Source organism: Pseudoalteromonas sp. SS15, assembly GCF_049257195.1.
Taxonomy (GTDB): Bacteria; Pseudomonadota; Gammaproteobacteria; order Enterobacterales; family Alteromonadaceae; genus Pseudoalteromonas.
Genome location: NZ_JBMMUD010000004.1, coordinates 149,717 through 163,340, shown reverse-complemented (window position 1 = coordinate 163,340; position 13,624 = coordinate 149,717). Strand labels below are relative to the sequence as shown.

At 41.1% G+C, this 13,624-nt stretch carries 10 protein-coding genes; all 10 read right to left on the bottom strand.

Features of this window, described 5'->3' with window-relative positions:
• Positions 1-233: 233 nt before the first annotated feature.
• Positions 234-2,510: an aminotransferase class V-fold PLP-dependent enzyme gene (locus tag AAEU28_RS10040; protein ID WP_421963989.1), complete on the bottom strand. Its 2,277-nt coding sequence runs from the start codon at positions 2,508-2,510 to the stop codon at positions 234-236.
• Positions 2,511-2,789: 279 nt separating this feature from the next.
• Positions 2,790-3,557, bottom strand: coding sequence for a transporter substrate-binding domain-containing protein (locus AAEU28_RS10035; RefSeq protein ID WP_421963988.1), 768 nt, complete (start codon positions 3,555-3,557; stop codon positions 2,790-2,792).
• A 122-nt stretch (positions 3,558-3,679) separates the two neighbouring features.
• The gene (gene katG, locus AAEU28_RS10030; protein WP_421963987.1) at positions 3,680-5,968 is read right to left on the bottom strand and encodes a catalase/peroxidase HPI; all 2,289 of its coding nucleotides are present in this window, start codon (positions 5,966-5,968) and stop codon (positions 3,680-3,682) included.
• A gap of 278 nt (positions 5,969-6,246) precedes the next feature.
• Positions 6,247-8,154 carry a putative bifunctional diguanylate cyclase/phosphodiesterase gene (locus tag AAEU28_RS10025; protein ID WP_421963986.1) on the bottom strand — a complete coding sequence of 636 codons (1,908 nt, stop codon included), beginning with the start codon at positions 8,152-8,154 and terminating at the stop codon, positions 6,247-6,249.
• Positions 8,147-9,742 carry a diguanylate cyclase domain-containing protein gene (locus AAEU28_RS10020; RefSeq protein ID WP_421963985.1) on the bottom strand — a complete coding sequence of 532 codons (1,596 nt, stop codon included), beginning with the start codon at positions 9,740-9,742 and terminating at the stop codon, positions 8,147-8,149. The genes AAEU28_RS10025 and AAEU28_RS10020 overlap by 8 nt, the downstream gene beginning before the upstream one ends.
• On the bottom strand, positions 9,735-10,130 hold the full coding sequence (locus AAEU28_RS10015; RefSeq protein ID WP_421963984.1) for a hypothetical protein: 396 nt from the start codon (positions 10,128-10,130) through the stop codon (positions 9,735-9,737). Before AAEU28_RS10015 ends, AAEU28_RS10020 begins: the two co-directional genes overlap by 8 nt.
• Positions 10,131-10,180: 50 nt before the next feature.
• Positions 10,181-11,416, bottom strand: a complete 1,236-nt coding sequence (locus AAEU28_RS10010) for a hypothetical protein (protein ID WP_421963983.1) — start codon at positions 11,414-11,416, stop codon at positions 10,181-10,183.
• A 153-nt stretch (positions 11,417-11,569) separates the two neighbouring features.
• Entirely contained in the window at positions 11,570-12,295 is a 726-nt protein-coding gene (locus AAEU28_RS10005; RefSeq protein ID WP_421963982.1) for a YebC/PmpR family DNA-binding transcriptional regulator, read from the bottom strand.
• Between the two features lie 107 nt (positions 12,296-12,402).
• Positions 12,403-12,999: an HAD family hydrolase gene (locus AAEU28_RS10000; protein WP_421963981.1), complete on the bottom strand. Its 597-nt coding sequence runs from the start codon at positions 12,997-12,999 to the stop codon at positions 12,403-12,405.
• A gap of 129 nt (positions 13,000-13,128) precedes the next feature.
• Entirely contained in the window at positions 13,129-13,623 is a 495-nt protein-coding gene (locus AAEU28_RS09995) for a DUF6702 family protein (protein WP_421963980.1), read from the bottom strand.
• Between the last annotated feature and the right edge of the window lies 1 nt (position 13,624).

Here is a 13,624-nt window from a genome sequence, read left to right as displayed (position 1 = left end):
AAATCTTCATCTTCGCCAGACTAGTAATTACTCTAAAGAGCGCTAGAAGGCTAGATTTAAGTGATATTATCACTAGGAATAAATACTGAGAAGTAAGATGAGATGAAATTATTTCTTATAAATCAATAGTATATTTTTCTATTAACATTGATTTACGAATACACAGGAACTGTAAAGGGGGTTAACAAAGTGATGAGCGCTTTACAACTCATCACTTTAGGGGAATATGGGTGTTATTGCGCTAAAGCGTAGCCACCTTTTAAATGAGCAACATGTTCAAAACCAAGCCGGACTAGTGCTTGCGCAGCAACAGAAGAGCGACTACCACTACGACATACAAGTACCAAAGGTTGGTTTTTGTTTAGTCGTTGTAGGCCAATAAAGTTTGCAAGTCTGGTTAATGGCACGTTTTTATCAAAGTGTTGCGCATGGTTGAGTGCATATTCATGTGGTTCACGAATATCAATCAGTTGTACGTCTTTAGTGCTGTCTAAATGAGCTTGCAAGGCGTCAGTATTTAACTCTATGAAGCTATGCTTTTGCGAGCAAGTAGTCAGCGCTCCACACATAATTTCTTGGTTGGCTTGGTCGTGAATATGGCTATCGAGCTCAGTTTTTTTACTCAGAAACTCTGTAACTGATATACGCTGACTCACAACGTCTGCTAATAACTGATTGCGCTGCGTTTCTGCATCTAGAGTTGTGACAAACTCATTGTTATAGTCATGGCTAGGGCAAAGCAGGCTATCTTGTTCTAATAAGCCACTTAGTAACTGTAGTGATTGATACATTTGAGACGCATCACTGCTTTCAAAGTTTGTTCTACCTAGTGTGCCCATTAAAATTAAATCGCCGCAGAAGGTATAAAGACTATTGAATTTACCCGCCTTTAACTCAGCTTTGTGGCAAAGCGCCAAGGAGATACTGTCTTGTGTATGGCCTGGCGTGGCAATTTTGACTAAAGCGAATTTCCCTACATCGATAAATGGTAAAGTAAGGGCATCGACAGTTACAACGTGACACTGGGTAGGCCAGCCTAGGTGATCAGTCACTTGGTCTTTTAATTCATTGCTTAACAGTTGCGTTCTGGCTGAAGCATGATCAGCATGACCATGTGTGTCTATTACCGCTTTTAAAGTAAGGCCTTGGCATTCTAAAACGGTTAATAAACGCTGAGTGAGTTCTTCTAGTGGCTCTATAATGATTGCCTCTTGGCTCTCACCATCGACAAATAACCAACAGCAACTACCGCCCGCTTTGAGCTGCACTAATCCATCGAGTTTTGACTTATTGTCTAATTCACCCATGTTTACTAAGCAACTATGACCAAGCGCTTTTGCACAATATGCAATGCGTTCACAGGCTGCATCTATCTCAGCCTGTGTGGCTGCAGGACCAAAAGATAGACGAATAGCGGCTTCACTTTGTGCTTGGGGCAGCCCCATTGCATCAAGCACAAAACTACCAGTTACTTTCGAACTACACGCAGACCCAGAGCTGACACGAATATTAGCAGCATCAAATAAATCTAAGATCTCTTTGGCACTAAACCCTGGGATAGCGAAGTTCAATGTAGTTGGGACACTACAAGCAAAGTTATTATTAAATACAATGGTAGGGAATGCTGTTGTTAACGCTTTAGCAAGTTGGTCGCGGTAACCGCATAGTGTTTCTTTAGTGGCAAATACACCCCTACCCTGCCCAAGTAATTCATCAAAAATCACATTAAGAGAAGCTAAGCCAGGCAAGTTTTCAGTACCTGAGCGTAAACCACTCTCTTGCCCACCCCCTGCGATAAATGGCGTAAAAGGGGCCTGCTCACGAATATAGACAAAGCCGATGCCTTTCATTGCATAGAGTTTATGACCACTAAATGGCGCGTAATCGATACTGGTATTGGCAATATCAAGTTCAACTTTACCGAGTGCTTGAACACAGTCAACCACCCAGAAAGTATTTGGGTTGTTGCTGCGGATCACATGTTCTAGTTTAGCTAAGTCTTGTTCTGCACCAGTTTCGTTGTTAACCGCCATCGTACAGATCATCAATGCGTTGGGCACTTCTTTTGCAATAAAGTCCATATCTAACATGCCATCTTTATTAACTGGGATGGCTTTAATTTCAGCATGAATATCAAGAATATGATTCCAGTGTTTTAAAGATTCAGGTACAGCTTTATGTTCAGTTGCACCATATAAAATACAAGGCTTATTTTCAGAGTTGTAATTCTGCTTCGCTTGATAAAGAGCAGACAATATCGCTGTTTGAATACCTTCTGTTGCGCCACTGGTAAAAATAACCTGCCCACTTGTTGCACCAATTACTTTGCGTGCTTTACCGCGGGTTTGTTCCATAATTTGCTTCGCTTGCAAGCCCGTAATATGGCTACTACTTGGGTTACCAAATTGAGTTTGCATGGTTGCGAGCGCAGCTTGCGCGGCGGCGGGTAATACAGGGGTGGTTGCGTTGGCATCAAGGTAAATTTGACTCAATTGCTGCTGCTCAGTCATGACATAGCCTTTATTTATATAAAAATGCACCTATATTGCATTTTGTTATATCTAATTACTTAAAGGAATATTAAGGGGTTTTTGATGCTTATTCAACCATAAAATTTTTAAGGATTTGCTGTTATTCCGCAGCTGTGTAGCGAGTTTGTATTTTTAGTAGAGCTACACGTCAATGTTTTTGTTGGTGGACGAATATGAAAAAGATATAGATGAGATAGTTGAGTTTTAAGAAATGGCAGTTTTTCAATATATTGAAGTATGGCTGCAATTAAGACAGGACTAAGGTTTATTGTATTTGCTTTTAAGCTGCTCTCTTACGCTGTCTATTTCTTGCCAAATTTGCTGAACAAGATGGGGGTTTTGTTTATAAAAATGTTTGTTAAATGGTAAATACCAAACAGTATCCAATAATTGTGCTTTGGAGGGTTTAATAACATCAGAGAGTTGATTTTCATAAAGTAGATGAAGGCCAATTAAGCGTTCTACTACATACCCATCTAATTTGTCTTGTGCCACCATTTTGAGACCTAGCTCAGGGTCATATTGAAATGGGCTCAACCATTTTCTTTGATTCAATTCTTGCCAAACAACATACCCTAATGGCGCACCAAGTCCTTTATTTGGTAAATAGTCAGTCAGCGAAAATGTTGACGTTTGTTTTATAAAAACAGGATAAGTTGCCGTCCAGAGGTGACCATTTTTGTAATTCGGAAAAGCGTACTCTTGGTCTCTTTGCGGAGTTTTTATCATGGCAAATAAAGCGTGACTGTTACCTGCTTTGACATCTTTTTGACAGCGATTCCAAGGTTTGGCATCGAATTGCACGTTCACTTTAGCATTTTCAGCAGCTGTTTTTATGATATCGGTTAATAGTCCTTTAGCTTGGTTGTCTTGTTGATAAATGTATGGCGGGTAATTGCTGGCTTCATGACAAACTTTAAGCGTTGCACGTGCATAACTGTATGGCGAAGTAAAACATATGTAAATGACTGCACTAAAGTACAAGGCATGTTTTAAGTTTATTCTGGAAAAGCCAGTCGCTATCATCAACAAGGTGTTTTTTGTGGTTATTTTATACAGACTATAGTTAATTTTGTATATTAACTCTACAAGATAGCGGCTTTTTGATGAAGAAAGAGCAAGAGTGAATCTCTTGCTCTGTGAGAGTCTTATAGGTTGTGTCTTAAATCAAAGCGGTCAAGTTGCATGACTTTGTGCCAAGCTTTGGCAAAATCATCTGCAAACTTTTGCTTTGCATTATCATAGGCATAAACTTCCGCAATGGCTCTGAGCTCAGAGTTTGAACCGAAAACAAGATCTACCGTAGTCGCAGTATATTGTTTCTGGCCACTCGTACGGTTAAAGCCTTCATATAAGCCTTCTTGAGCTGACTTTTTCCAAACCGTCGACATATCCAATAGATTAACGAAGAAGTCGTTGCTCAAAGCGCCTACATTATTAGTGAATACGCCATGGCTACTACCATTACTGTTTGCACCTAAGACACGCAAGCCACCTACAAGTGCTGTCATCTCTGGCACGGTTAAATTAAGCTGATCTGCTTTATCGACTAGCATTTCGGCTGGAGAGCGGTAGCTTTCTGTAGCATTGAAATAGTTCCTAAAGGCATCTGCTTTTGGCTCAAGTAGCGAGAATGAGTTTACATCTGTTTGTGCTTGTGTGGCATCAGTTCTTCCAGGTGTAAAGGGGATTGACACTTTTACGCCAGCATTGTCAGCTGCCTTTTCAACAGCAGCTGCACCACCTAGTACGATGATGTCTGCCATAGACACTTTTTTATTGCCAGATGCTTTTCTGTTGAAATTGCTTTGCACAGTTTTAAGTTTACTTAACACCATGCTCAGTTCATCTGGGTTATTTACTGCCCAGTCTTTTTGTGGTGCTAACATAATGCGCGCACCATTTGCCCCACCTCTCATATCTGACGCTCTAAAGCTTGCAGCTGAGCCCCATGCCGTTCTTATAAGCTGAGGGATGGTTAAATCTGTACGCAGAATATCGCGCTTTAAGTTGGCAATATCGTTTGCATTGACAAGCGTATGGTCGACAGCTGGTACAGGGTCTTGCCAAATTAACGCTTCACTCGGCACATTATCACCAAGGTAGCGAGCTTTTGGACCCATATCTCTATGTGTTAACTTATACCAAGCTTTTGCAAATGCGAGGCGATATTCTTCTGGATTTGCTAAGAAACGCTCTGCTATTTTGCGATATTCAGGATCGTACTTAAGGGCTAAATCAGCGGTAGTCATAACCGGTGAATTAAACTTACCTTTCACATGTGCGTCTGGGACTGAAGTATGTAGGGATTCATCGGTTGGGATCCATTGAATTGCACCTGCAGGGCTTCGTGTTTGTTGCCATTCAAAGTTAAGTAAGTTTTGTAAATAAAGTGTCGTCCAACGGGTCGGCGCTTGCGTCCACGCGCCTTCTAAGCCACTGGTAACTGTGTCTTCTGAATGACCTTTACCACATTTATTTTTCCAGCCTAACCCTTGCTCTTCAATAGCCGCACCACCGGGTTCTTTACCTACACATTGGCCTGCTTTGTGCGCACCGTGCATTTTACCAAAGGTGTGACCGCCAGCGATAAGTGCGACGGTTTCTTCATCGCTCATTGCCATACGCCCGAAAGCAATGCGAATATTTTTAGCTGAACCAAGTGGATCAGGCTTTCCTTTTGGACCTTCAGGATTAACATAAATTAGACCCATATGTGTTGCCCCAAGAGGACGTTGTAGCTTACCGTCACGCTCCTCACGGTCACTGGCAAGCATTTCAACTTCAGGGCCCCAATAAACCAGATCTGGCTCCCAGTCATCAGTACGGCCGCCCGCAAATCCAAAGGTCTTAAAGCCCATGTTTTCAAGACCAACCGTACCAGCCAGTATCATTAAGTCACCCCAAGAGATGCTTTCGCCGTACTTTTGCTTTAATGGCCACAGTAATCTTTTTGCTTTATCTAGATTGCCGTTGTCAGGCCAGCTATTCAGAGGGTCAAAACGCATTTGACCACCATCACCACCGCCACGGCCGTCTAATGTGCGGTATGTTCCTGCGCTATGCCACGCTAAGCGAATGAACAATGGACCGTAGTTACCCCAGTCTGCAGGCCACCAATCTTGAGATGTGGTAAGCAACTCATTCATGTCTTTTTTGAGTGCCGCCATGTCGAGTTTATTGAATGCGTCTGCATAGTTGAAGTCACTACCAAGTGGATTTGAACGGCTGTCATGATCTCTTAGTGGCGATAAATCTAATTGTTCAGGCCACCAAAATTGATTTGATTTAGGCGTACCAGCTGCAACATTACCAGTCCCTGTCGCCCCTTTTGGTTTACTCATTTGTGGCGAGCTGGCGCATGCGCCTAAACTTAAAATACCGAGACCAACAAAGGTAGCAAGTACCGACTTACGAAACTGAGTGTGGATCTTCATTCTGTTCATCCTGTGCGTTAAATTACGTTCAACTTGATTGGCGTTCAGTGACAACATGAATAAAACGTAAAACCTTTTTAATATCTAACTAAATGGGTATGTTTTTAAATCACGTTTTGTTCTTTCACGTATCAAAAATTTGCACTAAAGCGTTCGACTTGTTTACATCAGAATTGAGTATAGAAGGTGATTGAATTTTTTATAAATTGATTAATTAGATTCATATGTTCAAAAAAAACAATGAAGAGATGATGTCATATTTTGCATAATAAATACGCTCAACTGGCTTTACTGTGTTTAGGCCAATTTATCAAAAATTGGCAAAAAGCTTGTTGAGGAATAGGCTTTGACCAGTAGTAGCCTTGACCATATCGACAGCCTAATTGCATTAAAATATTGGCAGTGCTCTTATCTTCGATACCCTCAGCAATATTCTCAATACCAATTGCATGGCTCATTTTCAATATGGCATCAACTAAGTGGTATTGATTGCGTTCATGCATCATATTTTTGATAAAGGATCGATCAATTTTTAGAGTCGAAGCATTGAACTTGGTTAAGTAATTTAAGTTCGAGTAACCAGTACCAAAATCATCAATAGAAATCGAAATACCCTGAGAAACCATTTGGTGAATTTGTGCCTGTATGTTTTTCTCGTCTTCAATGAATAGTGACTCAGTGATTTCAATGTCGAGGTAAGAGGGGTCGAGTTTTTGCTGTTTTAAGGTTTTTAATACTAAACTGCCAAAATTGCCTTTTTTAAACTGTTCCGCTGAGGCATTGACCGATACCCCAAGCTGATTAAAACCGAGCTGATGCCAAGTAAGGCAATCTTTAGCGGCTTGTTTGACTACCCAGATCCCTATTTCATTAATCAATCCTGAGGCCTCTGCAACAGGAATAAAAACAGAAGAAGGCATTAGTGTGTTATCTGGTAGGCGCCAGCGGATCAGCGCTTCTACCCCTGCAATGGTATTGCTACTCAGTTCAATCTTGGGTTGATAGTAAAGCTCAAACTCTTGCTGTTCAATGGCTCGTTTTAATCCTACCAGCATAGCCAGTCTCGCTTTACTTTGTTGTTCCATCTCTAAATCAAAAAACGCGAACTGATTATGGCCCATTTGCACCGCTTTGGTTAATGCTGTGTGTGCTCTGCGTAAAAGTGCATCATAGTGATTACCATCATGAGGGGCTATTGCTATGCCAATACAGGCCGAGACTTCAACCTCGTATTGCTCTACGTAATTGCTAAAAAAAGTGGTTTGCAACGCTTGGTGAGCAAAAGCTTCGATATCGTGGTAATCGGTTTCATCAATAAAAATAAAAAATTGATTGTTGGAACTGTGAAAAATTTTGGCGTTATCTTCCGACAATGTATGTAGTCGTTGTGCAATCATGTTGATTAACTTGTCACCAATATCAAACCCCAAAGAGGCATTAATGGAGTTTAAGTTATTTAAGGTGAGCACCATTAACGCACTAAGTTGTTCTGCCTGATGGTGACGGTAGATGCGCCCTTGGACATATTGTGCACAGGCTATCTCATTGGGTAACAGGGTCAATCTATTGGTGAGTGCTTTTCGCTGAGTTCGAGTTTTATTTCGAAGTGAATTAACATGCATTTTGACGAGCCTTTCGAGCAACCTATCAATGTCTTTCGTTAATAAGTAAACCACAGAAGCGAACACAAGCAGCACTAGGGCCATGTTGTGCGCTTTACGCCAATCGGCGAACTCAGCCAGTGGAGAGGCTAATAACCCTATGTACTCTGCATAGGCTAAACAATATATGCTGAGCACCATAAATGTGGTTGTAGAGATGATAAGTAGGCGGCTGTTAAGCATGGCACAAAATACAAGAATACATGGATAAGCAAGTAAACTGGTGTCGTAGAGCCCCTCAATATTCCACGCAAAAAAGAATGCCAGCAAGGTCAAAGTCCATATAAAAATTCCAGACACTACAGGCAAGGTATCTTCACAGACAAACCAGTGTAAAAATAGAAAGATCCCGAGTGCGACGACAAGGGTGTAAGCGTAGCCTTGTTGATAAATTAATATGTTGAGGATAAAGAACAGTGCCAAAGAAAGACTGATCAGAAGAATAAATGACTTTAAACGCTTCACCTTATCCGTCGCAATTTGACCAAGAATACTGCTGTAGTCAACACTTTCTCGCCTATTCATACTTGCGCTCTAAAGTTTTAGTGGGAGTCGCAAAAGCCAGCGTTCTTCCTCCCCTTGTTTTAGACTCAGGTTTAATGGCATACATGGCTTTATCGGCTAAATGGATGAGCTCCGGCTTGTGGCTTGTGTCATATGGGTAAAAAGCAGCACCAATACAAAGGCCTACCTGTACATTAGCTTGGTGCGAGATAAGTGTGTAAGGCTTAACGATCCGTGTCGTGAGTTGTTCACAGAACACTTCAAAATCAGCTTTGTTGGTGTTTTCTAATACGACTACAAACTCATCGCCTCCCCATCGACACGCTATACCATTACTCGGGGTGAGCTGTTTTAACTGATTCGCCACGAATATCAGCACTTCGTCACCGGCATCATGACCATAGATATCATTCACCTGTTTAAAGCCATTGAGATCCATCAAGGCAAAGACGAAAGGTGTTTTATCTTTTATGAGTTGATCAATTCTTTTCTCACCAGCATGGCGGTTAGTCATATTGGTTAGGGCGTCATAATCGGCTCGTCGACTTAATTTATCGAGCTCGTCACGTTTTTTAGATACATCATTGAGTGTGATTTGATAATACGATTTTAAATCATCTGTAATGATGCTAGAAACAACCACTTGTAACCAGATGGTTTTATCTTGCTCTTTAAATTTTAGTCGATGCTCACCTATGGCGATTTCATCATTCAAAAATGCACTATTAACAGAGCGGGTCACTAATTCAGGCGCTTCAAATAGCTCACTGAGTATCGGCCCATAGTTTTTCTTTATGGGTTGCTCTATCCGTTCCATTAAAGACTTAAAAGCTTTGTTGGTGAGAAGAATATTACCTCTTGGTTCCATTAAAATGATGGGGGCGACAGAGTTTTCGAATAACAACCTGAAACGTTTTTCTAAAAGCTCAATTTCAGAGCGTAATAATCGCTCTTGAGAGATTTGCTCTTCTGCCTTTTCTAAAAGTAGGTTGATGTCTTCAACTAAATTACCTAGCTCGCTTTTGTCGTGAAAAACAGGCTTTTTTAAACGTCTTGCTGTACCAGGGTTCAGTGAGTGAAGACTATTTGCAATAATTAGAATGGGCTTAGTGATGAAGTAAAATGCAATAAAAATAGCAATGGCAGTAACTACGAGTGCTTGTATTAGCAAAGAGTTGGATAAGAAGCTTGCCGCATTTTGTGAGTCTTCTTCTATGTAGGCTAAATTGTGCTGAACTTTAATCGTACCTAAAGGCTCTGAAGGTACAAAAGGTGAATAAACCATGAACTCCGTTTGTTTCGCAGGTTCAGATTTAAAAGTCTCACTCTGAATTGAAAATAGCTCAGATTCAAACGACGCAGCTAAGATAACTTGGTTGTTACTAAGGCCATTAATCACTTCTTTTGCAAGTTCTTGATCACCTAAATAGGCCGCAATATTGGCCGTAGGCGCAACGACCTCATAAAGCTGCTCAATGCTGGCCTGAGTTTTATCTAGATTTTTTTGATACGCCAGTTTAAAAAATACCTGCGATGAAATAAAACCGACAAACACGGCTGCAAAGCTAATTGATATTGCGAGCCTGAGTAATAAGCCACTCTTATTCATACAACTCCAAGATGACTTTTACTTTTTGTTTTTGTTGTTTAGTTAAAGCGTCGCTAAATACATAACCAATGGCATTGGGGTTTTCGGCTATAAAGTTTAAAACCATTTGCTCGTCAGCATATGTTTCTGGAGGGGTCGCTCTACCAGTAAAACGAACTCTAGACCAATACGCATTTACTCTCGATAAAGGCATATTCACGAGTCTTTTGTAGAAAGTTGATTTCAATCCCTCTGGTGTAAGTGTATCTAATGGTTGAGCGGATTGATTGTCAGGGAAAGCAACATATCGGCCCATATATAAATCAATTAACTGCTTTTTTGACAGGGAGTCTGTAGCATTGTCGGCATGCACAACGATAGAAATTGGCTTAGCCGCTACTGTATTCATTATGCAGCAAGCGAGTATTAGGGTGAGGAAGATAATTAACTTGTTCATAGCTAAAAAGTAAAACTCACACTAAAAAATAGGGTGGTAAAAGACTCTTTTGGTGCCAAGGTATTCATACCCTGATATGACCACAGCGCCCCCCCTTGAGCATCAATATTAGTGTGATCAATTTGTAACTTGAGGGCAATATTGTCTTTCAAGTCGTATCTGACACCGAGAGAATGGGTTTGTTGATTAGGGCTGAATACACGAAATGATTCATTAACCGCTAGAATAATCTCCTCAACTTGGTTAGGTAAAAATCGCTGAATATTGACTGCATCGTTAAACTCACTGGGATCGGACTCTGCGATCGCAAAGGTATAAAATACTTGTCCTTTATCAAAATTGTAGGTTGTACTGATATAGCCGCTACTGACAGCTGAAACCACTGACGAATCGCTGTGAAGGTGGGCAAACTCGGTTAAAAAAGTCAGTGGGCCTACGTTATATTTGAGTCCTGCAGAGCTAAAATATGCTTTTTTATTGATTAACGAAAAGTCGTTAATAAAAGCAGCTTTATCGGGCCAAATCACGTCAGGTATCTGTTGTAAGCCACCAATAATGCTTGCCATGGTAGAGATATTGTTTTTGGTGCGAGCTTGGGTGTGCTTAAGAGACAGTGTCCAGTCGAATTGACTGAGTTCGAAGGACACGCCTAAAACATCATCAATTTTTAGTTCTACATTTTCATTATCAAGGGCAATGTGACTCGAAGATTGACCGCCAAACAGCTTGACACGGTAATCTAAATCATTATGGCTTTTAAAATAGGTAAAATCTGCCCCGTCTAAATAGCGGTATGGTAGTAAACCATAGACTTCCGTGGGGACTTTTGCCCACGGATAAGCAAAGCCAATATCTCTGTATTCTGTGAGTAAGTAAAGATCGAGTTGTGTGCGGCCGACTCTTAACTCCCAATCAGGAGCTGGTTTGTATCTCAAAAAAGCCAAGCTAAGCGCGTTGTCTAAAGTGACCTTTTTTTGCCCGCGATAAATTAACTGGGTGACGAGGTCGAAATCACGAAATAAAGATATGTCAGCTTGAATGCCTAAAGAACTAATAGCACTAAAATCTAAACTATCTTCAAAGTTGTCATTATCTCGTGAGATATCAGTTCTAAAGCGATAGGTGTCAGAATTAGAATGGACGGCTCCTATGTTGCCAAAGCCACTGATGGTTGCACGCTCAGCACAAATGCCAAAAAAGCTTGATAGACATAATAAAGCGTACAGAAATCGCAACATCTAACATCTCACCGATAATTTATATAAACGCAGTAAATAAATTATAGCGGATGTTTGGCTTTTCGAAATGAAATGAGTAAGTTTTCAGCGCCTTGTGTGGCATAAATCAAAAAAGGAGCCAATTGGCTCCTTTTTAAATACATTTTGCGATGATTATTTGTTCACAATCGCATTGTGATAGATGTTTTGCACATCATCACAATCTTCTAGCATGGTCATGAATTTTTCAAAGTTAGCTAGGTCGTCTTCGTCTGTGATCTCAACATGTGTTTGTGGCACAAAAGTGATTTCGTCTACTTCAAAATTGATGCCTTCGAATGCTTCTGTTAATGCTGTTTTCGCTTTGAAGTATTCTGTGTGTGGCGCGAATACAGATACTTTGCCATCTTCAACTTCAACGTCAGTGACATCAACATCAGCCATCATTAATGCTTCAAGTACCACTTCATCATCGTCGCCATCAAAGCCTAAAATAGCTAAGTGATCGAACATGTGAGCTACACAACCCGGGCTGCCGATTTTCGAATCTGTTTTTGTGAATGGTAGGCGTACATCTTTGATAGTACGATTCGGGTTATCTGTTAAACAGTCAACGATAACCATACAGTTACCCGGGCCGTAACCTTCGTAGCGTGCTGGAGAATAGTCTTCACCTGCACCACCCGCTGCTTTCTCAACGGCTTTGTCGATAACGTGTGCTGGTACTTGGTCTTTTTTCGCTTTTTCGATTAGACGACGTAAAGATAGGTTTGTTTCAGGATCTGCACCGCCGTTTTTAGCTACAACGTAGATTTCCTTACCGTATTTAGAGTTAACTTTGGTTTTTGCCGCCGCCGTTTTTGCCATGGCGTTTTTGCGGACTTCAAATGCTCTGCCCATCTTAATTCTCGTATTATGAATTTAAAAAATTGCCAAGATTCTAGCAAGACTCAAGGCTTTGAGCTAGAGGGCAGCGAGAATAGCGGCATATTTTTAAAAACCAAACGTTACGAGAGGACTAATTTAGTCAACTGCGAAAAGTGCTCGATTGTATGCGTCGCTCTATCTGCGTAGTCAGGGCGCACATCAATAATATACAAACAGCTGTCCATTTGCGCATTGTCTGCAGCCTGAATATCAAACAAAAAATCGCCAACATAAATACACTGCGAAGGGTTTACTTGCCAGCTGTCAGCAACTTGCAGTAAAGCGGTTGGATCTGGTTTTGCGGGGGCATCGTCTCGTGTGAGTACAATATCGAATTTAAGACCGGTTTTTGCTAGCTTTAATTGTGCCGCGTGTTGGCAGTTACGCGTTACAACCGCCATTTTGATGTTTTGCTCTGCCAGCGCTGCAAGACACTCTACAACACCCGGCATTAGTACTGCTGATTCAGCATCTTGGTATTCATGGCTTAAGACAATATCCATGGCAGCTTGAGCTTCAACCTCTGGCAGCTGTTCAATATAGGTCAATAAATCGGTATGTTCAGTACATCCGATTTCAGCGCGAATATGTTTAAAGTTTAAAGAGGAGCTTACTAAAGTGTTGTCTAAATCAAAGATAACACCTTGGTAGTTAGCATTTACTGCAGTTTGAGTCATAAAAGAGAGTGGTCTTAGTGAGCGTATTTTGAGTATATACGAAAAGACTAAAAGGTTGGATTAGGGCTGAAAGATAAGGGCTAATAAAAAGCAGAGCCTGAGCTCTGCTTCTGATAAAAGTAAAAGCGGTTACTTATCAAAATGAACGGTGAGCCAATTATCTTCACCATCAAAGTGTAAGGTTTTTACTTTGCCTTTACCTTCGAAGTTGACCATGTTGACTTGATCTGCCCAAACATCCCTGAGCGCACCATGTTGCATTCGTAATTCACTAAAATTTGCAGGGATCTGCGTTTCTTGGTAAACCCAAAAAAACTTTCCATCAACTTCCTGACCGACCAATGAAAGCTTGAGAGGTGTCTTGTCTGCTAACTGTAAAGCCACTTTACGATTTACATATTGTGCAAATTCGGCTCTATCTTTAGCGTGCTTAAACAGATCGGCGTGACCGCCTATCAAGGTCTCTACAGCGTGTTCTGTATCGTGCAGATAAAAGCGATGCATGAGCTCAAGATTACCCGTACGCTCATTGATCAATACGGTTGTCATCGCAGCTTTTAACTGGTGAGCGGCGACTTGACCGCTCAACAGTAAAAGCAAGCTGGCAGTAAGCCAAGCTCTCATG